The sequence below is a fragment of the Alloyangia mangrovi genome (genome assembly GCF_002300555.2).
GTDB classification, from domain to species: domain Bacteria; phylum Pseudomonadota; class Alphaproteobacteria; order Rhodobacterales; family Rhodobacteraceae; genus Salipiger; species Salipiger mangrovi.
The window spans coordinates 140763-164432 of sequence record NZ_NTHN02000003.1; the positions used below are offsets into that span (position 1 = coordinate 140763).

24 protein-coding genes are annotated in these 23670 nt (G+C 65.9%); 17 read left to right on the top strand and 7 right to left on the bottom strand.

The window, feature by feature from the left end; all coding sequences use genetic code 11:
- Positions 1-78: 78 nt before the first annotated feature.
- From CLG85_RS02980 to CLG85_RS02995, 4 genes are all read right to left on the bottom strand, one after another.
- A complete protein-coding gene (locus CLG85_RS02980; protein ID WP_095883137.1) occupies positions 79-1248 on the bottom strand; it encodes a glycosyltransferase in 1170 nt (389 codons plus the stop codon).
- A 90-nt stretch (positions 1249-1338) separates the two neighbouring features.
- Positions 1339-2781 (bottom strand): TRAP transporter large permease, encoded by a 1443-nt coding sequence (locus CLG85_RS02985; RefSeq protein ID WP_095883136.1) that lies wholly within the window; start codon positions 2779-2781, stop codon positions 1339-1341.
- A gap of 1 nt (position 2782) precedes the next feature.
- Positions 2783-3571 carry a TRAP transporter small permease subunit gene (locus tag CLG85_RS02990; protein ID WP_095883135.1) on the bottom strand — a complete coding sequence of 263 codons (789 nt, stop codon included), beginning with the start codon at positions 3569-3571 and terminating at the stop codon, positions 2783-2785.
- Positions 3572-3714: 143 nt separating this feature from the next.
- Positions 3715-4764: a TRAP transporter substrate-binding protein gene (locus CLG85_RS02995; protein WP_176476646.1), complete on the bottom strand. Its 1050-nt coding sequence runs from the start codon at positions 4762-4764 to the stop codon at positions 3715-3717.
- 314 nt (positions 4765-5078) lie between these two features.
- Between CLG85_RS02995 and purM the strand changes: the two genes are divergently transcribed.
- Positions 5079-6125, top strand: coding sequence for a phosphoribosylformylglycinamidine cyclo-ligase (purM, locus tag CLG85_RS03000; RefSeq protein ID WP_260348410.1), 1047 nt, complete (start codon positions 5079-5081; stop codon positions 6123-6125).
- Entirely contained in the window at positions 6122-6712 is a 591-nt protein-coding gene (purN, locus tag CLG85_RS03005) for a phosphoribosylglycinamide formyltransferase (RefSeq protein WP_260348411.1), read from the top strand. Before purM ends, purN begins: the two co-directional genes overlap by 4 nt.
- Here the strand turns inward: purN and CLG85_RS03010 are convergent.
- The gene (locus tag CLG85_RS03010; RefSeq protein WP_260348412.1) at positions 6709-6894 is read right to left on the bottom strand and encodes a hypothetical protein; all 186 of its coding nucleotides are present in this window, start codon (positions 6892-6894) and stop codon (positions 6709-6711) included. The two genes, purN and CLG85_RS03010, sit on opposite strands and share 4 nt — an antisense overlap.
- A 281-nt stretch (positions 6895-7175) precedes the next feature.
- On the opposite strand from CLG85_RS03010, the gene rnd reads away from it, so the two are divergent.
- A complete protein-coding gene (gene rnd / locus CLG85_RS03015; protein WP_260348413.1) occupies positions 7176-8333 on the top strand; it encodes a ribonuclease D in 1158 nt (385 codons plus the stop codon).
- Positions 8334-8417: 84 nt separating this feature from the next.
- Here rnd and CLG85_RS03020 read toward each other — a convergent pair whose 3' ends face one another.
- Positions 8418-8891, bottom strand: coding sequence for a hypothetical protein (locus tag CLG85_RS03020; RefSeq protein WP_141244559.1), 474 nt, complete (start codon positions 8889-8891; stop codon positions 8418-8420).
- Positions 8892-9062: 171 nt separating this feature from the next.
- On the opposite strand from CLG85_RS03020, the gene CLG85_RS03025 reads away from it, so the two are divergent.
- The 13 genes from CLG85_RS03025 to lpxB all read left to right on the top strand — a co-directional run bounded on the left by CLG85_RS03025 (position 9063) and on the right by lpxB (position 20944).
- On the top strand, positions 9063-9473 hold the full coding sequence (locus CLG85_RS03025; protein ID WP_095882396.1) for a SufE family protein: 411 nt from the start codon (positions 9063-9065) through the stop codon (positions 9471-9473).
- A gap of 101 nt (positions 9474-9574) precedes the next feature.
- Positions 9575-10138, top strand: a complete 564-nt coding sequence (gene frr / locus CLG85_RS03030; protein ID WP_095882397.1) for a ribosome recycling factor — start codon at positions 9575-9577, stop codon at positions 10136-10138.
- A 29-nt stretch (positions 10139-10167) separates the two neighbouring features.
- Positions 10168-10893, top strand: a complete 726-nt coding sequence (uppS, locus tag CLG85_RS03035; RefSeq protein ID WP_095882398.1) for an undecaprenyl pyrophosphate synthase — start codon at positions 10168-10170, stop codon at positions 10891-10893.
- On the top strand, positions 10890-11681 hold the full coding sequence (locus CLG85_RS03040; protein ID WP_095882399.1) for a phosphatidate cytidylyltransferase: 792 nt from the start codon (positions 10890-10892) through the stop codon (positions 11679-11681). The genes uppS and CLG85_RS03040 overlap by 4 nt, the downstream gene beginning before the upstream one ends.
- A 10-nt stretch (positions 11682-11691) precedes the next feature.
- Positions 11692-12861 carry a 1-deoxy-D-xylulose-5-phosphate reductoisomerase gene (gene dxr, locus CLG85_RS03045; RefSeq protein WP_095882400.1) on the top strand — a complete coding sequence of 390 codons (1170 nt, stop codon included), beginning with the start codon at positions 11692-11694 and terminating at the stop codon, positions 12859-12861.
- A gap of 71 nt (positions 12862-12932) precedes the next feature.
- Positions 12933-14279: an RIP metalloprotease RseP gene (rseP, locus tag CLG85_RS03050; protein WP_095882401.1), complete on the top strand. Its 1347-nt coding sequence runs from the start codon at positions 12933-12935 to the stop codon at positions 14277-14279.
- A 150-nt stretch (positions 14280-14429) separates the two neighbouring features.
- Entirely contained in the window at positions 14430-14555 is a 126-nt protein-coding gene (locus tag CLG85_RS03055; protein ID WP_260348414.1) for a hypothetical protein, read from the top strand.
- 85 nt (positions 14556-14640) lie between these two features.
- Positions 14641-17007, top strand: a complete 2367-nt coding sequence (gene bamA, locus CLG85_RS03060) for an outer membrane protein assembly factor BamA (RefSeq protein WP_176476596.1) — start codon at positions 14641-14643, stop codon at positions 17005-17007.
- A 16-nt stretch (positions 17008-17023) separates the two neighbouring features.
- Complete coding sequence (locus tag CLG85_RS03065) at positions 17024-17638, top strand: OmpH/Skp family outer membrane protein (RefSeq protein ID WP_235865396.1); 615 nt, start codon at positions 17024-17026, stop codon at positions 17636-17638.
- A gap of 114 nt (positions 17639-17752) precedes the next feature.
- On the top strand, positions 17753-18214 hold the full coding sequence (gene fabZ, locus CLG85_RS03070) for a 3-hydroxyacyl-ACP dehydratase FabZ (protein WP_095882404.1): 462 nt from the start codon (positions 17753-17755) through the stop codon (positions 18212-18214).
- Positions 18211-18999, top strand: coding sequence for an acyl-ACP--UDP-N-acetylglucosamine O-acyltransferase (gene lpxA, locus CLG85_RS03075; protein WP_095882405.1), 789 nt, complete (start codon positions 18211-18213; stop codon positions 18997-18999). Before fabZ ends, lpxA begins: the two co-directional genes overlap by 4 nt.
- A gap of 5 nt (positions 19000-19004) precedes the next feature.
- Positions 19005-19790, top strand: a complete 786-nt coding sequence (locus CLG85_RS03080) for an LpxI family protein (RefSeq protein ID WP_095882406.1) — start codon at positions 19005-19007, stop codon at positions 19788-19790.
- The gene (gene lpxB, locus CLG85_RS03085) at positions 19787-20944 is read left to right on the top strand and encodes a lipid-A-disaccharide synthase (RefSeq protein ID WP_095882407.1); all 1158 of its coding nucleotides are present in this window, start codon (positions 19787-19789) and stop codon (positions 20942-20944) included. The genes CLG85_RS03080 and lpxB overlap by 4 nt, the downstream gene beginning before the upstream one ends.
- Before the next feature lie 87 nt (positions 20945-21031).
- On the opposite strand, the gene CLG85_RS03090 is transcribed toward lpxB, so the two are convergent.
- Positions 21032-21685, bottom strand: coding sequence for an invasion associated locus B family protein (locus CLG85_RS03090; protein WP_095882408.1), 654 nt, complete (start codon positions 21683-21685; stop codon positions 21032-21034).
- A 408-nt stretch (positions 21686-22093) separates the two neighbouring features.
- On the opposite strand from CLG85_RS03090, the gene CLG85_RS03095 reads away from it, so the two are divergent.
- Positions 22094-23659, top strand: a complete 1566-nt coding sequence (locus tag CLG85_RS03095) for a helicase HerA-like domain-containing protein (protein WP_095882409.1) — start codon at positions 22094-22096, stop codon at positions 23657-23659.
- Positions 23660-23670 lie beyond the last annotated feature (11 nt).

Genomic DNA, 23670 nt, shown 5'->3' on the forward strand with positions numbered 1-23670 from the left:
GCTTCCGGGGCCTCCCAACCCCGGAAATGAACGTTTGTTCAGAACATGGCGGGAATCGCGCGACGATGCAAGCCGCCGTCAGTGCGCCTCGCGCAGTGCGACAACCCGGCGGATCTCGTCCTCGACCTTGCCGAGCAGCACGGCGTTGTCGAATTTCGCCTCGGCGGTGGCGCGGGCGGCGCGAGACATGGCGGCACGGTCCGGAAGGTCGAGCACCTTGGCGATGGCCCCGGCAAAGCCGTCTTCGTCCCATTCCGGCACGAGAAAGCCGGTCTCGCCCTCTGTCACCGCCTCGGGGATGCCTGCGTGCAGGGTCGAGACGGTGATGCAGCCCGCGGCAAGCGCCTCCTGGATGGCGGTGGGCAGCCCCTCGGTGTTGCCGTTCTTGTCGGTGATCGAATGCTGCAGGAAGGTCTCGGTGGTCAGCAGGTGCTCGCGCACCGCCTCATGCGGCAGCGCGCCGGTGAATGTGACCTGATCCGCGACACCAAGCTCGGCGGCCAGCGCCTTGCAGGGCTCCAGCAGCGGGCCATCCCCGATGAAGGTCAGATGGGCCTCGCGGCCTCTGGCGGCGGCGGCAAAGGCGCGCAGGGTGATCTGCGGCGCCTTCTTGTCGACCATGCGACCCACGGCAAGGCAGGATCCCGGCACCTTCGCACCCGGCACGAAGCGGCGCACATCGACGCCCGAGGGCACAACGTGGGAGTTGGGATGGGTGACGCCGTGTTTCGCGAGGTTGTCGAGCAGGAACTGCGAGACGGAAAAGACCCCATCGAGGCGCGGCATCATCTTGCGGTAGCTCTTGACCCGTTGCGGCGAGGTCAGTGCGCGCGAGGCATCGGTGCCGCGGAAATAGGTGAAGACCGGCAGGTTCATCTCGTTGGCGAGCTTGGCCACGACGAGGGCCTGGGTGCCGAACTCGGCGAGGATCACCTCGACGCGCTGGTCGTGCAGCCACTCCATCAGCCTTGTGCGGTTGGCGCCGAAGGGCAGGCGGCCAGTGCCCTCGGTCAACGAGTTCCAGCCCATCGCCACCGGGGCGATCACCCTGTCCGAGATCGACAGCCTGGAGCGGCGCTCGAACAGCGGCTTGCCGTAGGGGTTCTTGCCGTTGAAGCGGCCGCAGAGCACCACGGTGTCGCCGCCGAAAATGCGCTCGATGTGGCGGTTGATGAAGGTCTCGCCCGGCACATGGTAGTCGGAGGTGACGATGCAGGTCTTGAACTGGGGCTTCTCTGGGCGGCTCATGCGGGATCTCCCGGGGTCTTCTCGCCGCGCCTACATGCCTTTGATGGCCCCGCCGCGCAAGGGCGCCGGGGCCGGTGTCTCAGGTCCGGGTCATTCCCCGTAGGCCATGGCGGGCAGCCAGGTGGTCAGCGCCGGGAACTCGAAGACGATGAAGAGGCCCAGAAGCTGCAGCACCACGAAGGGAATGATGCCCTTGTAGATGTGCCCGAGGTTCACGCCCGGCGGGCAGACGCCCTTGAGGTAGAAGAGCGCAAAGCCCACCGGTGGTGTCAGGAACGAGGTCTGCAGGGTTACCGCCACGAGAATGGCGAACCAGACCACCTGCGGGTCGCGCACCTGGTCGAAGCCTGGCACCGCCAGCTCGAGCCCCTGGATGATCGGCAGCATCAGCGGCATGATGATGATGGTGATCTCGATCCAGTCGAGCAGGAAGCCGAGGCAGAAGACGATGAACAGGATGAAGGCGATCGTCAGGTAGGGGTTGTCGAAGGCCGAGAGCACCAGGTGCTGCACGATCTCGTCCCCGCCGAAGCGGCGCAGTACGAAGGCGAAGAAGTTCGCCGCCAGGAAGATGCCGGTGATGTAGCCCGCGGTGTTGAGCGTCGAGCGCGCCACCTCGCGGAACACCTTCCAGTCGAGCTTGCGATTGACCAGCGCCAGGATCGTCGCGCCGAGCGCGCCAAGCCCGGAGGCTTCGGTCGGGGTGGCGATGCCGACGAAGATCGAGCCGAGCACCAGCAGGATCAGGAACATCGGCGGCACTACGGCAAGCAGCACCTCCTTGACCTCTTCCATGCCCACCTTTCCGGACTTCTCCGGCGCCGGCATCGAAGAGGGCGAGATGAAGCCGTAGATCACGATGAAGACGATGTAGAGCGCGCCGAGGATGAGCCCCGGGAAGAGCGCCCCCATGAACAGGTCCCCGAGCGAGATCGCCAGCTGGTCCGACATGATCACCAGCATGATCGACGGCGGGATCAGGATGCCCAGCGTGCCGGCGCTGGCGATGGTCCCCGTCGCGATGGGCTTGGAGTAGTTCTGCGCCATCATCGCCGGCAATGCCATCACCCCGAGCAGCGTCACCGAGGCTCCGATCACCCCGGTCGAGGCGGCGAGGATGATGCCGATCAGCAGCACGGTCAGCGAGAGCCCCCCGCGCAACGAGCCGAAGAGCTTCTGCATGGCGTGCATCATCCGCTGCGCCACGCCCGACTGGTCGAGCATGAGACCCATGTAGATGAACATCGGCAGCGCCACGAGCACCGGGTTGTTGACGATATTGCCGAAGAGACGACCCGACAGCGCCAGAAGCCGGTTGTACTCGAGGCCGATGCGGTCGAACTCGATCACGTCCTTGAACTCGGCGCGGAACGGGTCGAGCAGGATCTGCGACAGGATCACGAAGATCAGGCTCACGCCGACCAGCGACATGGCAACGGGAATGCCGCGGAACAGCATGTAGATGAAGGTCAGGAACATCGCCGCGACGGCGATCTCGTTCAGCGTCAGGAATTGGCCGAGGAAGTGCAGCATCTCAGCGCTCCTTACGCGCGAAGAGCCGCGCCACAACAATCACGATCACCGAGGCAACAAGCGCCAAGGCAATGGTCTTCTTCATTTCCCACGGGCCGAACTCCAGATCGTCGAAGATCGCCGCGCGGGTCGCGGTGCGGATGCTGTCCACCTCGGGGTCGGTCACCATGAGCCAGCCGACGCAGGCGTACCAGATGATCAGCTGGATCCCGAAGACGGTGGACGGCAGGGCGAAGAGCAGCTGCTTCCAGAGCAGCGGCCGGGTGAGCTGCGACAGGTGCCGCACGTAGGCCGACCAGATCGCCACCATGATCACGATGAAGCTGAGGTTCATCAGCGACTTCAGGATCCACAGGTTGTGCAGGCCGTTGGGGCTCGACGAGCCCTCGTCGGCGATGATGGCGGTGAGCGCGTAGTCCAGCGTCACGTCCCAGCACAGCAGGATGAAGGGGAAGAACAGCCAGACCAGCGCGATGATGTCGATGATCAGCCGCTTCTTCTTGGCGAAGTTGTCGTAGAAGATGTCGACCCGCACGTGGCTGCCGGTGGTCACCGCATAGGCGATGCCGATCAGCACGGCGACGCCGTAGAGCCACCATTGCAGGTCATCGAGCCAGGCCTGGTTGTGGCCCATCTGGCGCAACACCACCTGCGCGCAGATTGCGAGCATGAGAATGGGAAAGAGCCAGGCGAAGAGATTGGACAGGTGCACGATGAACCTGTCGCCCCGGTTCTGGTCCTTGCGTCCGATCTCTCCGGGGTCGGAGATGGCGACCTTGAAATCCTCCACGGGCCTTGTCCTTTGTATTGCATGCCTTGTGGGATTTGCGCCGCGGCCTGAGGGCCTCGCGACGTGAAAACGGCGCGCCCCCGAAGGTTCTGGCGCGCCGAAAGGGGGCCGGGCGCGGGCGCCCGGCAGTCAGCCGTCTTGCCTCAGTTCCAGGGACGCGGCAGGTAGATGTTGTTGAACCAGGTCTTGTAACCCGCGCGGAACTCGCTGAGGTCGGCCCAGGCCTTGGCGAACATCTCGTCCTCGGCCTTCAGCTCCTCCACCACTTCGAGCCAGGCGGCTTCGAACTGCTTGAGTTGCTCGGGGGTCCAGTTCTTGATCGTCACGCCATGCTGCTCGACGTTCTCGACCATGGCCGGGAAGTTCTTCGCCTCGCCTTCGGCGAAGTTGTCGGTCAGGTTGGCCATGCAGGCGATCTCGATCTGCTTCTGGCTCTTCTCGTCCAGCTCTTCCCAGCGATCCTTGTTGATCAGCAGCTCGAACATGGTGGCGGGCTGGTGCCAGCCGGGGAAGTAGTTGTACTTGGCGATGTTGTAGAAGCCGAGGTTGGCATCGACGATCGGCATCGAGAACTCGGTCGCGTCGATCGCGCCGCGCTCCAGCGCCGGGAAGATGTCGCCCGCGCCGAGCAGCGAGGTCGAGACACCCAGCTTCTGCATCACCTCGGCGCCAAGGCCGAAGAAGCGCATGTTCAGACCCTTGAGGTCGTCGAGCGAGTTGATCTCTTTCTTGAACCAGCCCGAGGTCTCGGGGGCGTAGGAGCCGCAAAGCACCACGTGGACGTTGTATCCGTTGGTGTCATACATCTCCTGGAAGAGATCCATGCCGTCGTCGTAGAGCATCCAGGCCAGCATCTCGCCCGGCTCGGGGCCGAAGGGCACGGCGGCGAAAAGGCCCGCGGCGGGCATCTTGCCCTGCCAGTAGCCCGAGGTCGAATAGGCCGCGTCCACCGAGCCGTTCGACACCGCGTCGAGCATCTCGAGCGACGGCACCAGCTCGCCCGGATCGAAATGTTCGAACTCGACGCCTTCCGAGATCGCGTTGATCTTCTCGACGAAGTTGACGGCAGCGGTGCCGAGGATCGGCAGGTTCTTGGAATAGCCCGAGGTCATCTCGAGAAGTTCCTGAGCCGAGGCGGCGCCCGCGAATGCGAAAGCAGCGGCCGAAACGGCCGTGAAGGTCTTGTTGATCATGATATTCCTCCCTGTGTCGGCACCCCCTCCCAAGGGCGCCGCCGGCACTTTAGGCCTATCCGAAAAGCTAACGGAGCCTCACGACGCTGTGAATACCCAGTTCTGCGTAGAGGTGACGCAAGAATATTGCTGACGCTACGGCACTTAGGGAAGATTGCTGCCCGGACTTGCGCCTCTTGTTACGCTCTCCAGCGCGAAGGAAGAGGGACGATTTTGCCTTTCTCGCCGCTTCCCCAGCCAAAGCCCCGGCATGGGCGCTTTTCATCGCTGCCCGCCTGCGCTATGCCCCCGCGAAACGAGGTCTGGAGGTTGGCATGACCGAAGGTAAGAACGGCATCACCTATGCGGATGCAGGCGTGGATATCGATGCGGGCAACGCGCTGGTGGAACGGATCAAACCGGCTGCCAAGCGGACCAACCGCAGCGGGACGGTGTCGGGTCTGGGCGGCTTCGGCGCGCTCTTCGATCTGAAGGGCGCGGGCTACGAGGACCCTATCCTCGTCGCGGCGACCGACGGCGTGGGCACCAAGCTGCGCATCGCGATCGACACCGGCCACGTCGACGGCGTGGGCATCGACCTTGTCGCCATGTGTGTCAACGACCTTGTCTGCCAGGGTGCAGAGCCTTTGTTTTTCCTTGATTATTTCGCCACCGGCAAGCTCGACACCGAGAGCGCCGCGCGGGTGATCGAGGGCATCGCCGAGGGCTGCGTGCGCTCGGGATGCGCGCTGATCGGCGGCGAGACCGCCGAGATGCCGGGCATGTACCCGGCGGGCGATTTCGATCTCGCGGGCTTTGCCGTGGGCGCGATGGAGCGCGGCTCCGACCTGCCCAAGGACGTGACCGCGGGAGACGTGCTGCTTGGCCTCGCCTCGGACGGCGTGCACTCGAACGGCTACTCGCTGGTCCGCAAGCTGGTCGAGGTCTCGGGCCTTGGCTGGGACGCGGACTGCCCCTGGGCCGAGGGCTCGCTGGGCGAGGTGCTGCTGACCCCGACCCGCCTCTATGTGAAGCAGGCGCTGGCGGCGGTGCGTGCCGGCGGCGTGCACGCGCTGGCGCATATCACCGGCGGCGGCCTCACCGAGAACCTGCCGCGCGTGCTGCCCGAGGGCTGCGGCGCGACCATCGACCTTGGCTCGTGGCAGCTGCCGCCGGTGTTCAAGTGGATGGCCGAGGTGGGCGGCATCGAGGAACGCGAGATGCTCAAGACCTTCAACTGCGGCATCGGCATGATCCTGTCGGTTTCGGCGGATCGCGCCGAGGCGCTGAAGGCGCTGCTCGAGGCCGAGGGCGAGACCGTCTTCACCCTCGGCACCGTGACCGAAGGGCAGGGCGTGGCCTACGAGGGCGCGCTGAAGTGAAGCGCGTCGCGATCTTCATCTCGGGCGGCGGCTCCAACATGGTGACGCTGGCCGAGAGCATGACCGGAGATCACCCGGCCCGCCCGGTTCTGGTGCTGTCGAACAACGAAGATGCCGGCGGGCTGAAGAAGGCCGAGGCGATGGGCATCCCCACCGCCGTTGTCGACCACCGCCCGTTCAAGGGCGACCGCCCCGGCTTCGAGGCGGCACTGCAGGCGGAACTGGACAAGGCCCAGCCCGACTTCCTCTGCCTTGCGGGGTTCATGCGCGTGCTCACCGCGGGCTTCGTCGAGCCGTGGAAGGGGCGGATGCTGAACATCCACCCCTCGCTGCTGCCGAAGTATCGCGGGCTGCACACCCATGCGCGGGCGCTGGAAGCGGGCGACACCGAGCACGGCTGCACCGTGCACGAGGTCACACCCGAACTGGACGACGGCCCGGTGCTCGGCCAGGCGCGGGTGCCGGTGCTGGCGGGCGACACGCCCGACATGCTGGCCGCGCGCGTGCTGGAGATGGAGCACAAGCTCTACCCGGCGGTGCTGCGGCGCTTCGCGGCGGGCGACAAGACGCCGGTGCTGCTGCCTTAATTCGGGACCCGGTGGCTGGCCGCATTGCCGTGCCACTCAAGCGTCGCCGCGCTCCGGTCGGGCGCGGTGAGCGCGGGCAGGCCAAGGAGCACGAACAGCGCAAGCGCCGCGAGGATGGCTCCGAAACCGCCGCTGATGGCGGGGCGGCGGGTGTAGCTGTAGGCAAGATCGAGCGAGGTCATGGGAGGGCTCCTTGGGGCTTTGCTGCTGAGGTCGGGGGACTTTGGGAGTGTCCCCAACATAGGCCCTGCATTCTCTTCGCGGAAACGAATGCTTGTAAGGCCGAGCATCACGAGACGTGATGATTCCGAGTCCCAAGGGCGCCTTCGGTGACCGGCTTGCAACCCGGCCAGTGCGAAAATGCGGCTCCCGCCCGCTTTCCGGCTCTGCCGCTTTGAACTTCACGCGCCGAAGGTGTAGGAGGCGCGATAACCAAGACAAACAAGAACGGGCCGGTGCACGAATGAAGACATTGACCAAGACCGAAGAGCTCGCGGAATTCTGCGCCGAGGCCGCCACCGCGCCCTATGTGACCGTGGACACCGAGTTCCTGCGCGAGCGCACCTATTACTCCAAGCTCTGCCTGATCCAGCTGGCGATCCCCGGCAAGGGCGAGGAGAACGCGGTTCTGGTTGATCCGCTGGTCGACGGGCTGTCGCTCGAGCCGCTGATGGAGCTCTTCCGCAACACCGCGGTGGTCAAGGTCTTCCACGCCGCGCGTCAGGATCTCGAGATCTTCTTTGTCGACCACGGCGTGATCCCCGAGCCGCTCTTCGACACGCAGGTCGCCGCGATGGTCTGCGGTTTCGGCGAGCAGGTTGGCTACGAGACGCTCGTCAAGCGCATCGCCAAGCAGCAGCTCGACAAGAGCTCGCGCTTCACCGACTGGTCGCGCCGCCCGCTGACCGAGGCGCAGAAGAAATACGCCGTCGCCGACGTGACCCATCTGCGGGTGATCTACGAGTTCCTCGCCGCCAAGCTCGAGGAAACCGGCCGCGCGCATTGGGTGGGCGAGGAACTGGCGACGCTGACCGACCCCGAGACCTACATCACTCGCCCGGACGAGGCCTGGCTGCGCGTGCGCACCCGCTCGTCGAGCCCGCGGTTCCTGGCCATCGTGCGCGAACTGGCGGCCTTCCGCGAGGACTACGCACAGTCGCGCAACATCCCCCGCAACCGGGTGTTCAAAGACGACGCGCTGGCCGAACTGGCCTCGACGAAGCCGGTCACCATGGAAGACCTTGGCCGCTCGCGCCTGCTGCTGCGCGAGGCCCGCAAGGGACCGATCGCCGAGGGCATTCTCGCGGCGGTGAAGGCCGGACAGGACGCCCCCAAGGAAGACCTGCCCAAGGTCGACGACAGCCGCGACCAGTTGCAGGTGAACCCGGCGTTGGCAGACCTGCTGCGGGTGCTGCTCAAGGCCAAGACCGAAAGCTCGGGCGTCGCCTCGAAGCTGATCGCCCCGGCGGCCGAGCTCGATGCCATCGCCGCGGGTCAGCGCGACGTGAAGGCGCTCAGCGGCTGGCGCCGCGAGGTTTTCGGCGCCGATGCACTGCGCCTCTGCGCGGGCGAAATCGCCCTCGCCGCCAACGGGAAAGCGGTCGAGGTCATCGAGATATGAGACTGCGCCTCGGGCAAAGAAAAGCGCGCCGCAAGATTGCGGCGCGCTTTTTCATTGGGGCAACTTTCTTCGAAGGAATTTGCCTCAGCGGCTGACGCTCTGGGCATTGCGCAGCCCCTCGACGCGCAGGGCGCGGTAGGGGGCCAGTTCCTTGTCGCTCATCCATTTGGCCACGGTGACCGTACGCGCCGCCTCGCTCGTCGCCCCCGGAGCGCGGACCTGCAGCGCCAGCAGCCGGAAGGCGAGGGTGCCGGTATCCTCCGAGCCCTCGACCGGCTCGAGGCGCACGTCGAAGGGGCCGGGGAAATCGGCAAGACCCGTCACCCGTACGATGTATCCGCCCGGGCGGCGCTCCAGAAGCAGTTCGGTGATCATGCCCACCGGCGTGCCCTTGTATGCGTCTTCCTTGCTCGAGAAGAAGCTCGCGGCGGCGGAACGCTGCGGAATCAGAGGGTTGTTCTCTCCGGTTCCGCTGCTCACCGGCGCGCCCTCGTCCTGGCCGACGCAGCCGCCGAGCAGGAGTGCCGAGATCATAAGAGCCGATACGGGTTTGAACATGGGTCGCGAAGCCTCTGCCTGTGATGTCCATCGGGTTAGCGTATCGGGCCAACATTGAAAAGCGTGCATTGCCGGGTCTGGACCTTTGGGGCCCGCCCGCCTACTTCTCGGGACCGATCACAGCCGCGCCCGGTCCTTCCGGCCCGCGCGGCGCGGCAAGCAGGAGCGCAGATGGCACAGGCAGGGTTCGAGGAACTGGTCGAGGATTTCGAATTCCTCGAGGATTGGGAAGACCGCTACCGCACGGTGATCGAACTGGGCAAGGCGATGGACCCTCTTCCCGAGGCGCTGAAGGTGCCGGCCACCAAGGTCGAGGGCTGCGCCTCGCAGGTCTGGCTGCACCTCACCTGGGAAGACGGGCGGCTGCAGTTCGAGGGCGAAAGCGACGCGATGATCGTGCGCGGGCTCATCGCCGTGCTGCACCGGCTCTACGACGGGCTGACGCCGGAAGAGGTTACGGCGATCGATGCCCGCGCCGAACTCGGACGGCTCGGCCTCAACGAGCATCTTTCCGCGCAGCGCTCCAATGGCTTGCGTGCCATGGTGGAGCGGATCCAACAGCAGGCCGCCGCCGCGGCGTGAGCCTTGCGGGACGGCCTGGCAGGCTGCAAAGCGCTATACATCCGTCCGCCGCTGGCTTAGAACGCCTTTTAACCGGAATGACTTGAACGGGCAGAACCAACATGTCTGAAGAATTCGAACTCGACACCGCCGATCTCCAGCGCCGTATGGATGGCGCCATGGCCAACCTGCGCACCGAATTCGCGTCGCTGCGGACCGGGCGCGCCTCGGCCTCGATGCTCGAGCCGGTGCAGGTCGACGCCTATGGCTCGATGACCCCGATCAACCAGGTCGGCACCGTCAACGTGCCCGAGCCGCGTATGGTCACCATCAACGTCTGGGACAAGGGTCTTGTCGGCAAGGTGGAAAAGGCGATCCGCGAAAGCGGCCTCGGCATCAACCCGCAGCTCAACGGCACCATCATCATGCTGCCGATCCCCGAGCTGAACGAGGAACGCCGCCGCGACCTGACCAAGGTGGCCGGCCAATATGCCGAGCACGCCCGTGTCGCGATCCGCAATGTCCGCCGCGACGGCATGGACCAGATCAAGCGGGCCAAGGGCGACGGCATGTCCGAGGACGACCAGAAGCTCTGGGAATCCGAGGTCCAGGAGATGACCGACACCTATATCAAGAAGGTCGACGTCGCGTTGGAGACCAAGCAGGAAGAGATCATGCAGGTCTGAGGCGGAAACGCCCCAAGCGAGGAGGGCCTATGCCCAAACCGATCCGAGACGGCAACGGCCCGCGTCATGTGGCCATCATCATGGACGGCAATGGCCGATGGGCGACCCAGAGGGGCCGCCCTCGGCTGTTTGGCCACCATGCCGGTGCCAAGAGGGTCCGCGAGATCGTCCAGGCCTGCCCCGATGTTGGGGTCAAATACCTGACGATCTTCGCCTTCTCGACCGAGAACTGGAAGCGCACCCAGACCGAGGTGGCGGGGCTCATGAGCCTCTTCCGCCGCTATATCCAGAAAGAGGCACGCGCGCTTCACGCCGAGAACGTGCAGGTGCGCTTCATCGGCGATCGGGTTAAGCTGGACAGGAAGCTCATCACCCTGATGGACGAGCTCGAGGCGCTGACCTCGGGCTGCACGGGGGTGAACCTGACCATCGCCATCAACTACGGCGGACGCGACGAGGTTGCCCGGGCGACCAAGCGGCTCGCGCAGGACGTGGCCGCGGGCAAGCTCTGCCCCGAGGACGTCAACGAAGAGACCTTGCCGAAATACCTTGATACCTGCGTGCTGCCCGACCCGGATCTGGTGATCCGCACCTCGGGCGAGGCGCGCATCTCGAACTTCCTGCTCTGGCAGTCCGCCTATGCGGAGTACGAGTTCGTCGACACGCTCTGGCCGGATTTCTCGGCCGAAGAATTTTCCTCCCTGATCGGCGGCTACGGGCTGCGCGAGCGGCGCTACGGCGGTGTGAAGGCATGAGCTCGGCGCGCTGGAGCGACCTTGGGCCACGCATGGCCTCGGCGGCGGTGCTGATCGTCGTCGCGCTGATCTGCGTCTGGCTGGGCGGCATCTGGTGGCGGCTCGCCATTTCGCTGGCCTGCGGCGGCATGGTCTGGGAGCTGGTCAACATGGTCGACACCAACCGACGCAAGTCGGCGCGGGTGCTGGCCCTTGTCGCCGGTGTCTGCGCGCTGGCCTCGGTCTACCTGCCACCGGCCTTCGCACTGCCGTTGCTGCTGCTGCCGTCGATGGCCGGACTCGGCCAGATGGAGCGGGGCGGGGTGACCTATGCGGTCTTCACCGCGATGATCCTGCTCGCCGGGTACGGCATCATGTCGCTGCGCTCGGACTTCGGGCTGACGTGGATGCTCTGGATGGTGACCGTGGTCGTCGTGACCGACGTCGCGGGCTATTTCGCCGGCCGCGCCATCGGCGGGCCGAAGCTCTGGCCGCGCGTCAGCCCCAAGAAGACATGGTCCGGCTCGGCCGCGGGCTGGATCGGTGCTGGCATCGTCGGCGCGATCTTCGCCGCGCTGTCGCGCGAGGCGGGCTTCGGGCTGGTCGGCGTGTCGATCGCCATCTCCATGGCCAGCCAGATCGGCGACATCGCCGAGAGCGCGATCAAGCGGCGCGCCGGGGTGAAGGACAGCTCGAACCTGCTGCCGGGTCACGGCGGCCTGCTCGACCGCTTCGACGGCATGCTGGGTGCCGCGCTCTTCCTGCTGATCGCCGGGCAGATCGTCGACTTCCCGCCCGGGGTCGAATGAGACAAGAGAAATGAGACGCATTTCCATTTTCGGCGCGACCGGATCGATTGGTCAGAACACGCTCGACCTGATCGCCCGCGATCCCGAAAGCTATCACGTCGTCGCCCTCACCGGTGGCAAGAACGTCGCGCAACTCGCCAAGGACGCACGCAAATTCGGCGCCGAGCTTGCGGTGACCGCTGACCCGGCGCTTCTGCCGGAATTGCGCGCGCGACTGGCCGGATCGTCTGTCGAGGCCGCCGCTGGCCCTGAGGCGATCATCGAGGCGGCGAGCCGGCAGGCCGATTGGGTCATGTCGGCCATCGTTGGCGCGGCCGGTCTCGCGCCGGGGCTGCGGGCGCTTGAGATGGGCGCGACGCTGGCGCTGGCGAACAAGGAAAGCATGGTCTGCGCCGGGCCGCTGGTGCTGCACACCGCGCAGACCCATGGCGGGCGCGTGCTGCCAGTGGACAGCGAGCATTCGGCGGTCTTCCAGGCGCTGATCGGCGAGGAAATGAGCCGCGTCGAGCGGGTGATCATCACCGCCTCGGGCGGCGCCTTCCGTGACTGGCCGATTGAGAAACTGGCCGAGGCGACCCCGGAGCAGGCCGCGACCCATCCCAATTGGGACATGGGCCAGCGGATCACGATCGACTCCGCCTCCATGTTCAACAAGGCATTGGAAGTCATAGAAACTAAAGAATTTTTCGATCTCAACCCAGCAAAGATCGAGGTGGTCGTCCATCCCGAGAGCATGATCCACGCGCTGGTCGGCTTCTGCGACGGTGCGCTGATGGCGCATCTTGGACCGCCGGACATGCGCCATGCCATCGGCTTTGCGCTGAACCATCCGCAGCGCGGCGCGCTGCCGGTGGAGCGGCTCGATCTGGTGAAGCTCTCGCAGCTGACCTTCCGCCCCGCCTGCGAGACCCGCTGGCCGGCGCTGCGGCTGGCGCGCGAGGTGATGGCGGCGGGCGGTCTTTCGGGCGCGGTGTTCAACGCCGCCAAGGAGCAGGCGCTCGACGATTTCATCGGCAACCGCATCGGTTTCCAGGACATGGCGGGTCTCGTCGAGCAGACGCTGGAACGTCTTTCGGCCGAGAGCGCGGTCACAAGCGCCGAGATCACCCTTGATAACGTCCTCGCCGCTGACCATCTCGCACGCAGGACCGCGCGCGAGCTGATGCTGCAGTACCACTGACGCTGACCGCCGCGTGCCGGTGAGACGGCCCGCCACGGGACAATAAGAAACGAGTTGAAAGGGCAGGGCCTTTGGAGATCACACAGCTGATTCCGCAATTCGGGGGCGTAATCTGGACGCTCCTGGCATTTGTCATCGCGCTGTCGGTGATCGTCGCGATCCATGAATACGGGCATTACATCGTCGGCCGCTGGTCGGGGATCCATGCCGATGTCTTCTCGCTCGGCTTCGGCCCGGTGCTGCTCAGCCGGGTCGACAAGCGTGGCACCCGCTGGCAGATCGCTGCGCTGCCCTTCGGCGGCTACGTGAAGTTCAAGGGCGACGACACTGCCGCCAGCGGCACCGCCGACACTGCCGCGCTCGAGGCGATGACCGAGGACGAGCGCCGCCAGACCATGACCGGAGCGCCGCTCTGGGCCCGCGCCGCCACCGTCGCGGCCGGGCCGGTCTTCAACTTCGTGCTGACCATCGTACTCTTCACCGGCATCTTCATGATGCAGGGGCAGGTCTCCGAGCCGCTCACCGTGGGCGAGCTGCGCCCCATGCCGAGCGTGCAGGAGCTTCAGGAGGGCGACGTGCTGCTGGAGATCGAGGGCATGCAGACGCCCTCCTTCGACGACGCCGAGGGTTTTGACAGCTTCCTCAAGAACCTGCCGCTGCAGAACTCGCTGACCTACACCGTCGAACGCGATGGCAGCCGGCAGGAGGTGAACGGCCCCTATGTCTATCCGCCGCTGGTGTCGCAGGTCGTGCCGCGCTCAGCCGCCAATGAGGCGGGCATGGAACAGGGCGACGTGATCATGGCCATCGATGGCGTGCCGATCTTTGCCTTCGACCAGCTCAAGCAGCGCGTGGAAAGCTCGGACGGGGCGACGCTGGGGCTGGAGGTGTGGCGCAACGGCGAGATCCTCGATCTTGCGCTCACCCCCAAGCGCACCGACGAGCCACTGCCCGATGGCGGCTATCACACGGTCTTCCGGATTGGGATCGTCGGTGGCATCTTCTTCGAGCCGGCGACCGAGACCGTTGGGCCGATTGATGCGGTCAAGGGCGCGGTGAGCCGCACCTACAGCATCGCCGCCGGCTCGCTCTCGGGCCTGTGGCACATGATCGCCGGCAATATCTCCTCGTGCAACCTGTCGGGGCCGATCGGCATCGCGGAGACCTCGGGGGCCATGGCGTCGCAGGGCGGGCAAAGCTTCCTGACCTTCATCGCTGTGCTCTCGACCGCCGTGGGCCTGCTGAACCTCTTCCCGGTGCCGGTGCTCGACGGCGGCCACCTGGTGTTCTTCGCCTACGAGGCGGTCACCGGCAAACCGCCCTCGGAGCGGGCGCTGCGGGCGCTGATGTCCGCGGGGCTCGTGCTGATCCTCGGCATGATGGTCTTCGCGTTGACCAACGACATCTTCTGTCCCTGAGGATTGCTGCCCCGAAGGCGGGGCAGGGCGACGGGAACCAAGGAATGCCAAAGCCGGGCGGGAGAAATTCTTCCGCCCGGCTTTTTCGCCCTAAATCCGCCATGATGACCCTTCATTCAGGGGCCCGGGTATTTTTCACCGGGGCACATCATGCAGACCTTCCAAGACGGTTATCGCGGGCTCGGCTTGCTGCTGGCAATCAACTGGGACCGGCTGTTCTTCGTCGCGGTGATCCTCGCCGCGTTGTATTTTGGCGCCTTCCTGGGAACTCTTTGACACCTCGCAGTTTCGTCTTTTGACAAGAAGACCTTCACCCGCTACTCACGATAAAAAAAATATTTCGGCGGAGTGGACAGCGAGCATGAGCATCGAGCAGAAGTCGGGCAGGCCCCGCGGCAAAACTTACGCACATCGGGCAGGTGTTTCGGCACTTGCCCTATCGCTTGCGGCAGCGATGGCCTTCACTGCGCTGCCCGAGGCAGTGCAGGCACAATCCTATGCATTCAGCAACGTCCGGATCGAAGGCAACGAGCGCATCGAATCCGGCACCATCCTCAGTTACGCGGGCATCGCCCGTGGCGAGACGGTGAGCGCAGGGGAGCTGAACTCGGCCTACCAGCGCATCGTGGACTCCGGCCTCTTCGAGAGTGTCGAGATCACCCCGCAGGGCAATACGCTGGTGATCCAGGTCACCGAGTTCCCGACGGTCAACCAGATCGCCTTCGAGGGCAACCGCCGGCTGAAGGACGAGGACCTGAGCAGCATCGTCAAGAGCCAGTCGCGCCGCGTCTACAGCCCGCGCCAGGCCGAGCAGGATGCCCAGCAGATCGCCAATGCCTACCTGCAGCAGGGCCGCATCGCCGCGCAGGTGACACCGAAGCTGATCCGCCGCTCGAACAACCGCGTCGACCTGGTCTTCGAGATCTTCGAGGGCGGTGTCACCGAGGTGGAGCGCATCGGCTTTGTCGGCAACCAGGCCTTCTCCGACGGGCGCCTGCGCCGCGTCATCCAGACCAAGCAGGCCGGCCTGCTGCGCGCGGTGATCCGCAGCGACACCTACATCGAGGACCGCGTGGCCTTCGACCGCCAGCTGCTGCAGGACTTCTACGCCTCGCGCGGCTACGTCGACTTCCGCGTGACCGGCATCAACTCCGAGCTTTCCGAGGAGCGTGACAGCTACTTCCTGACCTTCAACGTCGAGGAAGGACAGAAATTCAACTTCGGCCGCATCGGCGTGGCAAGCGAGCTGCCCGAGGTCGATCTGGCGAGCTTCCGCAACGCGATCAGCCTGCGCTCGGGCAAGGCCTATTCGCCGGCCGAGGTCGACAAGGAGATCATCCGCCTCGAACGTCTTGCGACCAAGCAGGGGCTGAACTTCGTCCGCATCGACCCGCAGGTCACCCGCAATGACCGCGCGCAGACGCTCGACGTCACCTTCAACCTGACCCGCGGCCCGCGCATCTTCATCGAGCGCATCGACATCGAGGGCAACACCACCACGCTCGACCAGGTGGTCCGCCGCGAGTTCGACTCTGCCGAGGGCGACCCCTTCAACCCCCGCGCCATCCGCGAGGCCGCCGAACGCATCCGCGCGCTCGGCTACTTCTCGGACGCGCAGGTCGACGCCCGCGAAGGCTCCACCCCGCAGCAGGTGATCGTCGATGTGAACGTCACCGAGAAGCCCACCGGCTCGATCGGCTTCGGCGGCTCCTACTCGACGACCGACGGCCTCGGCGCCTCGATCTCCTTTGCCGAGCAGAACTTCCTCGGCCGGGGTCAGCGCCTGTCCTTCGGGATCAACACCGCGTCGACGAACCAGAGCTACACGTTCAATTTCGTCGAGCCCTATTTCCTGGGGCGCGACGTCTCCTTCGGGCTGGCGCTGAGCTACCGCGAGACCTCGTATGACAGCGCCGATTACGACACGGCGACCGGCATCTTCCGTCCCAGCCTGACCTTCCCGATTTCGGACAACGGTCGCCTGGGCCTGCGCTACACCTACCGCTACACCGACATCATCGACTACGATGAGGACCAGGTCGGCAACGTGGTGATCTCGGAAGCCGAGGAGGAGGCCCGCAACGACCACATGCTGGGCTACACCCTCAGCTACGACACCCGGCGCGAGGGTCTCGACCCCGACCGCGGCTACCTGCTCGAGTTCGGCCAGGACTTCGGCGGCCTCGGCAGCGACACCAACTTCGTGCAGACCGACCTGCGCGCCGTGGCGCAGACGCTGGTCTGGAACGAGGAAATCACCCTGCGCGCCACCTTCCAGGCCGGGGCGATCAACTACATCGACGGCGACAGCCGCGTGACCGACCGCTACATGATGACCGAGAACATCATGCGCGGCTTCGAATACGCCGGCATCGGCCCGCGCGAAGTGAACGACGACGAGGACATCGACTCCCCGCTGGGCGGCAACTACTACGCCGCGCTGCGCTTCGATGCCGAATTCCCGCTCGGCCTGCCCGAGGAATACGGCATCAGCGGCGGTGTCTTCTACGACATCGGCTCGATCTGGGGGCTGTCCGATGACACGATCGCAAAGGCCGGAGACAATGAGATCCTCTACAGCGATTTCACCGCCCGCCAGTCGATCGGCTTCTCGGTCTTCTGGGACTCGGTGCTCGGGCCGCTGCGCCTGAACTTCTCGACCCCTGTGTCGAAGGAAAAATATGACAACGAGCAGAACTTCAGCCTCTCGGTGTCGAGCACCTTCTGAGCTTGTGGCGCGCAGCTTGCTGCGCGCCGCCGTCCTCGGGATCGTCCTTGCCGCTTCGCCCGCGCTCGCGCAGGACGGAATGCGCTCGGAGATACGGCCCGGCATCGTGCAGAGCGAGATCCTCACCGTCGAGATCGACCGGCTTTATGCCGAGAGCGATTTCGGAAAGCAGGTCTCGGAGCTGCTCGAGGAGACGGGCACGGCGATCGCCGCCGAGAACCGCCGCATCGAGGCCGAACTCACCGCCGAGGAAAAATCCCTCACCGAGAAACGCCGGACGATGGATCCCGCGGCCTTTCGCAAGCTGGCCGACGCCTTCGACACCAAGGTGCAGGAGCTGCGCGACGCGCAGGACAGCAAGGCGCGGACGCTGGGCAATCTTTCCGAGGAACGCCGTCGCGTGTTCATCTCCCGCGCCGAGCCCGTGCTGGCCGATATCATGCGCGATGCCGGGGCGAGCGTCATCCTCGACCAGCGCACGGTGTTCCTGTCGACCAATGCGATAGACATCACCGAGGCCGCGATCTCGCGGATGAACGAGCTGCTGCCCGAGCCCGACCCTCTGCCCGATCTGACCGGAACCGAACTGCCGCAGACCCCTGCTGCACCGGAGACCTCCCGCAAGCCCTGAGCCCGCGCTGTTTCAGCCTGTTGCATCGCGTGACGTCGCCGCGCGCGCGCCGCTTGCCCCGAGCCGCCGGGATTGCTAGGGGAGAGGCGACTTTTTCCTTTTGAAAGGCCCACGATGACCGAGACGCTTCTCAGCGCTGACATTCAGCTGATCCAGCGCATCCTGCCGCATCGCTATCCGTTCCTGCTCGTCGACAAGGTCGTTGAGATCGACGGCACCAGCTCGGCCGTGGGCATCAAGAACGTCACGATGAACGAGCCGCATTTCCAGGGCCACTTCCCCGGCCTGCCGATCATGCCGGGCGTGACCATCGTAGAGGCCATGGCGCAGACCACCGCGGTGATGGTGGGTGTGGCGCTTGACCTCGCTGACAAGGACCTGAAGGTCTATTTCATGGGCATCGACAAGTGTAAGTTCCGCCGCAAGGTGGTGCCGGGCGACGTCCTCAAGATGAAGGTGCGCACCCTGCGCGGCAAGCCGGGCGGCAAGGTTTGGAAGTTTGAAGGCGTGGCCGAGGTCGACGGCGAGCTGGCCTGCGAGGCCGAGTTCACCGCGATGATGGACCTGCCGGCGTGACCCAGACCGTGATCCACCCCAGCGCCTATGTCGAGGAAGGCGCGCAGATCGGAGAAGGCTGCAAGATCGGCCCCTTCTGCCACGTCGGCCCCGAGGTGGTGCTGGCGGCGAACGTCGAGCTTAAGAGCCACGTGGTGGTTACCGGCCGGACCGAGATCGGCGAGGAGACGGTGATCTTCCCCTTCGCGGTGATCGGGGAGATCCCGCAGGATCTGAAGTTCCGCGGCGAGAAGACCAAGCTGGTCATCGGCAAGCGCAACCGCATCCGTGAGCACGTGACGATGAACTCCGGCACCGAGGGTGGCGGCGGCGTGACCCGCGTCGGCGACGACGGGCTCTTCATGGCCGGTTGCCACGTGGCGCATGACGCGCAGGTCGGCGACCGGGTGATCCTCGTCAACAACTCTGCGTTGGCCGGGCACTGCGTGATCGAGGACGACGTGATCGTCGGCGGTCTTTCCGGCGTGCACCAATGGGTGCGCATCGGCCGTGGCGCGATCATCGGCGCGGTCACCATGGTGACCAACGACGTGATCCCCTACGGCCTCGTGCAGGCGCCGCGGGGCAAGCTCGACGGGCTCAACCTCGTTGGCCTCAAGCGCCGTGGCGTGAGCCGGTCCGACATCACAGCGCTGCGGGCTGCCTTCCAGATGCTGGCTCAGGGCGAGGGCGCCTTTGCCGAACGCGCCAAGCGCCTCGGCGAAGAGACCCAGAGCGAGTATGTTCGCGAGATCGTCGACTTCATCCTCGGCGACAGTGACCGTCACTTCCTGACGCCGGGCTGAACCTCGTGCTGGCTCTGATCGCAGGGCAGGGGGATCTGCCTCGGGCAGTCATCGAGGCCCTGCCCGAACCGGCGTTGGTCTGTGGCATGGAAAGCTCGCCGCCCGACCGTGTGGCAGCGGATCACCTGTTCCGGATCGAGAAGCTCGGCACCTTCCTGCGCTGGCTCAAAGCCCAGGGAGTGACCCGCGTCTGCATGTGCGGTGCGGTGGGCCGGCCGGAGATCAGGGCGTCACGGCTCGACGTGCCGACGCTGCTCCTGCTGCCGAAAATCCTGCGCGCTCTCAAGCGCGGCGACGATGGTGCGCTGCGCATCGTCATCGGGCTGCTCGAGGACGCGGGGCTCGAAGTCGTCGGCGCGCATGAGGCCGCCCCGGCGCTGCTGCCGGAAACCGGGGTACTGACGCAGGCACGGCCCGGCACCGAGGCCGCGCAGATGGCCACGCTTGCCGATGCGGTGAGCCACCGTCAGGGACTCGAGGACCTGGGCCAATGCTGCGTCATCTCCGGCGATCAGGTGGTCGCGCAGGAAGACGCGCGCGGGACAGATGCCATGCTGGGCGCCTTGCCGCCGGTGCCGGGTGGTCTCTTCTACAAGGCGCCGAAACCTGGGCAGGAGCGCCGCGCCGACCTGCCGGTCATTGGCCCCAACACCGCCGTCGGCGCGATCCGCGCCGGGCTGGCGGGCATCGTTATCGAGGCGCAGGGCGTCATGGTGCTCGACCGCGCGGCGGTCATCGAAATGCTGGATGCCGCAGGGCTCTTCCTGTGGGTACGGGAGCGGGACGCATGAAGGTCTTCATCATCGCGGGCGAGCCCTCGGGCGACAAGCTGGGCGGCGCGCTCATGCAGGGGCTAAAGGCACAGGTACCCGAGGTCTCCTTCGAGGGGATCGGCGGCGAGCGCATGCTCGAGGAGGGGCTGCAGAGCCTCTTTCCCATGGACGAGATCTCGATCATGGGCATCACCGAGATCCTGCGCAACTACGGCGCGCTCAAGGCCCGCATCCGCCAGACCGCCGACGCGGTGGTGGCCGCCAAGCCCGACGTGCTGATTACCGTCGACCTTCCGGAATTCTCGCTGCGCGTGGCCAAGCTGGTGAAGGAGAAATCCGACATCCGCACCGTCCACTACGTGGCCCCGACGGTCTGGGCCTGGCGCCCCGGCCGCGCGGCGAAGATGGCGAAACACATTGACCAGGTCCTGGCGCTACTGCCCTTCGAGCCGCCCTACATGGAGGCCGCGGGCATGCGCTGCGATTTCGTCGGCCACCCCGTTGTGACCGATCCGCAGGCGAGCCAGTCCGACGAGGCCGAGTTCCGCCTCCGCCACGATATCGGCGACGCACCGCTCTGCCTGATCCTGCCCGGCTCGCGCCGCTCCGAGGTCTCGCGCCTTGGTCCGGTCTTCGGCGAGGCGCTGGGGCAGCTCAAGGAGCAGCGACCCGAGCTGCGCTACGTGCTGCCCATGGCCGCACCGGTGGCGGAGCTCGTCAAGGAGACGGTGAAGGGCTGGCCGGTCACTCCAATCCTGCTCGATCCGCGCGAGCAGGGCGAGGCCGGCAAAGCCGAGAAGCGCGCCGCCTTTGCCGCCGCCGACGTGGCGCTGGCGGCATCTGGGACGGTGGCGCTGGAGCTGGCCGCGGCGAGCACGCCCATGGTCATCGCCTATGACATGGGCTGGCTGTCGCGGCAGATCATCGGCCGGCTGATGTTGGTGGACTCGGTGAACCTCGTGAACCTCGTCACCGATAGCCGCACCGTGCCCGAATACATCGGCGACGATTGCCGCCCCGGGCCGATCGCCGATGCGGTGCTGCGCGTGCTCGACGCGCCGCAGGACCAGACGCGGGCGATGCAACAGACCATGGAGCTGCTCGGCAAGGGCGGAGAAGCGCCGGGGATGCGCGCTGCCGAAGCGGTGCTCGCCGGGCTGCGCGAATGCTGATCCCGGTCCGATCGAGGCCAGACCTGCAGACATGAAAAAGCCCCGGCGCCTCGCGGCCCGGGGCTTTCGCGTTGCGTACTGCCGCGCTTACTGGCGCAGCGCGCTGGTCTCTTCGTAGCCCGCGGTGAAGCCCGAGAGCGACATGTCGAGCGTCACCTTCTGGTCCGGCGCCAGCGCCGGGACGATGGTGATCTGCGCGCCCTTGCCCGCCTTGAAACGGTTGACGTCTTCCTCGGTGAAGCCGACGCGGGCGTAGCAGCCCACGGGGGTGCAGAAGGAGAAGTCGTAGCGCTTGGCCTGACCGCCATCGACGGCGATGGTCAGCTTCTGGGTCAGCAGCGTCTCGAGCGGCACGACGAAGGTGCCCCCGGCTGCGACCTGGCCACCGTTGGACACCCGGAACAGGCTGACCTCGGCAACATTGTTGCCGTCGCCGTCCTGCAGGAGCTGGTACATCTGGCAGGGGTCCTCGGCCTCGGTGCCCTCGGGGGCGCGCAGGCATTGCAGCTCCCACGAGCCATGCGTGGCCTTCACGTAGGTCTCGGGCTGCTGGCCGGGTGCGGCGGGTGCTTCGCCACTGGCGTCCTCGCCCAGCGAAAGTCCGCCGGCGGCAACGGTGCCCTCGGACTGGTCTGCTGCGGGAGCGTCGCTCGGTTTGGCGGCGTCCTGCGCATAGGCCGGCATTGCTGCCAGAGCCGCCGCGAGCGGCAGCAGGCGCAGGATGTGGAGAGGTCTGATCATGGGTCCCCCTGAAACGGTCATTCTTGCCTCATTGCCCGCTTAGCATGCACACCAAGCGGTGTCAGGCCAGAAATGGGAGGCATCACGGGAACGGCAATAAAGCGCGGAAACCATTCATCAAAAAGAGAAAAGGGACCCTGCGGTCCCCTTTCCCTTGCTCCCTGTCGGACCGGCCGACTTTGTCATTGACGAGACGCTACGAAACTCTTTCCCACCGGTCAACAGGCATTGCAACGGCAGGGCTTCACTTTTGTGCAAAAGGCCGCGCCCGTGCAACGGACGCGGCAAGTCAGACAGGGAGGAAGTTCGCCCGGAGCAGGAGAGGACATGTTGCCCCGGACGAATTTCATACTGGCGCCAAAGAGTTAAGATTGTATGCTCGAGCCCGGACGGCAGCGGAGGCAGGCCATGACGGATGATGTTTTTCTAGGCGGTGGCGGCGAAGCCTATTCGGAAAAACAGTATCTTGGCCTCAAGTATGGCAACCGCCACGGGCTGATCGCCGGCGCCACCGGCACTGGCAAGACAGTCACCTTGCAGATCCTCGCCGAGGGGTTCTCGGCAGCGGGCGTGCCGGTCTTCCTGTCGGACGTGAAGGGTGACCTCTCGGGGCTGGCCCGGGCCGGGTCGGAAGGCGCCGACCTCCACACGCCCTTCATGGAGCGCAATGCCAAGATCGGCTTCGACGATTTCACCTACGCCGGTTTCCCGGCGGTCTTCTGGGACCTCTTCGGCGCCAAGGGCCACCCGGTGCGCGCCACCGTGGCCGAGATGGGCCCGCTGCTGCTCGCGCGGCTGCTGGAACTGACCGAGGCGCAGGAAGGCATTCTCAACATCGCCTTCCGCTTGTCGGATGAACAAGGCCTGCCGCTCCTTGATCTCAAGGACCTGCAGGCGCTGCTGGTCTGGGTCGGGCAGAACGCCAAGGAGTTGAGCCTGCGTTACGGCAATATCTCGAGCGCCTCGGTGGGGGCGATCCAGCGGCGGCTGCTGGTGTTGGAAAACCAGGGCGGCGCGCGCTTCTTCGGCGAACCGGCGCTGGAGCTGTCGGATCTGATGACCTGCGCGCCGGATGGGCGCGGCCATGTGAACATCCTCGCCGCCGATGCGCTGATGGGCGCACCGCGGCTCTACGCGACCTTCCTGCTGTGGCTTCTGTCGGAGCTCTTCGAGGAGCTGCCCGAGGTCGGCGATCCCGACAAGCCAAAACTGGTGTTCTTCTTCGACGAGGCGCATCTGCTGTTTGATGACGCCCCCAAGGCGCTGATCGACAAGGTCGAGCAGGTGGCGCGGCTGGTGAGGTCCAAGGGGGTCGGCGTCTATTTCGTGACGCAGAATCCCGACGACATCCCCGAGGACATCCTCGGCCAGCTCGGCAACCGCGTGCAGCACGCGCTGCGCGCCTTCACCGCGCGCGACCGAAGGGCGCTGAAGCAGGCCGCCGAAACCTACCGCGAGAACCCCGCCTTCGACACCGAGACAGCGATCCGCGAGGTCGGCACCGGCGAGGCGGTGACCTCGTTCCTGCAGAAGAAGGGCGTGCCCGGCATTGTCCAGCGCACGCTGGTGCGCCCGCCGAGCTCGCAGCTGGGGCCTATCAGCGATGCCGAGCGGACCGAGGTGATGGACGCCTCGCCGCTGAAGGGGAAATACGACACGCCGGTGGACCGCGAATCCGCCCATGAGATCCTGCAGGCCCGCGCCGCCGCTGCGGCAACGGCTGCAGAGGAAGCAGAGAAGGCCGATCATGCGGTCGAGGACGAGATCCGTGACTACAACCGCGCCCGCCGCTATGATCCCACGCCGCGCGTACAGCCGCGTAAGAGCAGCACGAGCACGTCGCGCAGCAGCCGGTACAGCGCGCCGGACAGCATCGGCGAGGCGCTGGGGCAGGCGGTACTGAAGGAACTCTCGGGTACCACCGGCAAGCGGCTGGTGCGCGGTATTCTCGGCAGCCTGTTCAAGGCGCGTTAGGTCAAGCGGGA

What these genes read in the sequence shown, in the direction of transcription:
- CLG85_RS02980 (WP_095883137.1), bottom strand. Translation starts at nt 1,248, where the DNA reads ATGAGCCGCCCAGAGAAGCCCCAGTTCAAGACCTGCATCGTCACCTCC.
- CLG85_RS02985 (WP_095883136.1), bottom strand. Translation starts at nt 2,781, where the DNA reads ATGCTGCACTTCCTCGGCCAATTCCTGACGCTGAACGAGATCGCCGTC.
- CLG85_RS02995 (WP_176476646.1), bottom strand. Translation starts at nt 4,764, where the DNA reads ATGATCAACAAGACCTTCACGGCCGTTTCGGCCGCTGCTTTCGCATTC.
- purM (WP_260348410.1), top strand. Translation starts at nt 5,079, where the DNA reads ATGACCGAAGGTAAGAACGGCATCACCTATGCGGATGCAGGCGTGGAT.
- CLG85_RS03010 (WP_260348412.1), bottom strand. Translation starts at nt 6,894, where the DNA reads ATGACCTCGCTCGATCTTGCCTACAGCTACACCCGCCGCCCCGCCATC.
- rnd (WP_260348413.1), top strand. Translation starts at nt 7,176, where the DNA reads ATGAAGACATTGACCAAGACCGAAGAGCTCGCGGAATTCTGCGCCGAG.
- CLG85_RS03020 (WP_141244559.1), bottom strand. Translation starts at nt 8,891, where the DNA reads ATGTTCAAACCCGTATCGGCTCTTATGATCTCGGCACTCCTGCTCGGC.
- CLG85_RS03025 (WP_095882396.1), top strand. Translation starts at nt 9,063, where the DNA reads ATGGCACAGGCAGGGTTCGAGGAACTGGTCGAGGATTTCGAATTCCTC.
- frr (WP_095882397.1), top strand. Translation starts at nt 9,575, where the DNA reads ATGTCTGAAGAATTCGAACTCGACACCGCCGATCTCCAGCGCCGTATG.
- uppS (WP_095882398.1), top strand. Translation starts at nt 10,168, where the DNA reads ATGCCCAAACCGATCCGAGACGGCAACGGCCCGCGTCATGTGGCCATC.
- CLG85_RS03040 (WP_095882399.1), top strand. Translation starts at nt 10,890, where the DNA reads ATGAGCTCGGCGCGCTGGAGCGACCTTGGGCCACGCATGGCCTCGGCG.
- dxr (WP_095882400.1), top strand. Translation starts at nt 11,692, where the DNA reads ATGAGACGCATTTCCATTTTCGGCGCGACCGGATCGATTGGTCAGAAC.
- CLG85_RS03055 (WP_260348414.1), top strand. Translation starts at nt 14,430, where the DNA reads ATGCAGACCTTCCAAGACGGTTATCGCGGGCTCGGCTTGCTGCTGGCA.
- bamA (WP_176476596.1), top strand. Translation starts at nt 14,641, where the DNA reads ATGAGCATCGAGCAGAAGTCGGGCAGGCCCCGCGGCAAAACTTACGCA.
- fabZ (WP_095882404.1), top strand. Translation starts at nt 17,753, where the DNA reads ATGACCGAGACGCTTCTCAGCGCTGACATTCAGCTGATCCAGCGCATC.
- lpxB (WP_095882407.1), top strand. Translation starts at nt 19,787, where the DNA reads ATGAAGGTCTTCATCATCGCGGGCGAGCCCTCGGGCGACAAGCTGGGC.
- CLG85_RS03090 (WP_095882408.1), bottom strand. Translation starts at nt 21,685, where the DNA reads ATGATCAGACCTCTCCACATCCTGCGCCTGCTGCCGCTCGCGGCGGCT.
- CLG85_RS03095 (WP_095882409.1), top strand. Translation starts at nt 22,094, where the DNA reads ATGACGGATGATGTTTTTCTAGGCGGTGGCGGCGAAGCCTATTCGGAA.